Raw genomic sequence first — 376 nt, 5'->3', positions numbered from 1 at the left:
TTGCTTGATTCATTGTAAAAGACGATGCTGTAAACGCGACCCTGTTATAGGTCTGTAGCTCAGTTGGTTAGAGCGCACCCCTGATAAGGGTGAGGTCGGCAGTTCAAATCTGCCCAGACCTACCATTACATGGTGCAGCCTAGAATACGGGGCCATAGCTCAGCTGGGAGAGCGCCTGCCTTGCACGCAGGAGGTCAGCGGTTCGATCCCGCTTGGCTCCACCACTTTCGCCGTACGCAGTCACTTGTTAGAACTTAGAAATGAACATTCGTTGATGAATGTTGATTTCTGACTTTTGTCAGATCGTTCTTTAAAAATTCGGATATGTGATAGAAATAGACTGAACACCAGTTTCACTGCTGGTGGATCAGGCTAA

2 tRNA genes are annotated in these 376 nt (G+C 47.9%); both read left to right on the top strand.

The features are described from left to right. Positions 1-48 precede the first annotated feature (48 nt). A tRNA-Ile gene (locus tag JOY50_RS28680) sits at positions 49-125 on the top strand. A 23-nt stretch (positions 126-148) separates the two neighbouring features. Further along, positions 149-224: transfer RNA gene (locus JOY50_RS28675), tRNA-Ala, on the top strand. Positions 225-376 lie beyond the last annotated feature (152 nt).

This window comes from Pseudomonas sp. BP01 (assembly GCF_022760795.1).
Lineage (GTDB): Bacteria > Pseudomonadota > Gammaproteobacteria > Pseudomonadales > Pseudomonadaceae > Aquipseudomonas > Aquipseudomonas putida_Q.
Note: the sequence above shows the minus strand (reverse complement) of the source record. Positions and strands in the feature narration are given on the sequence as shown.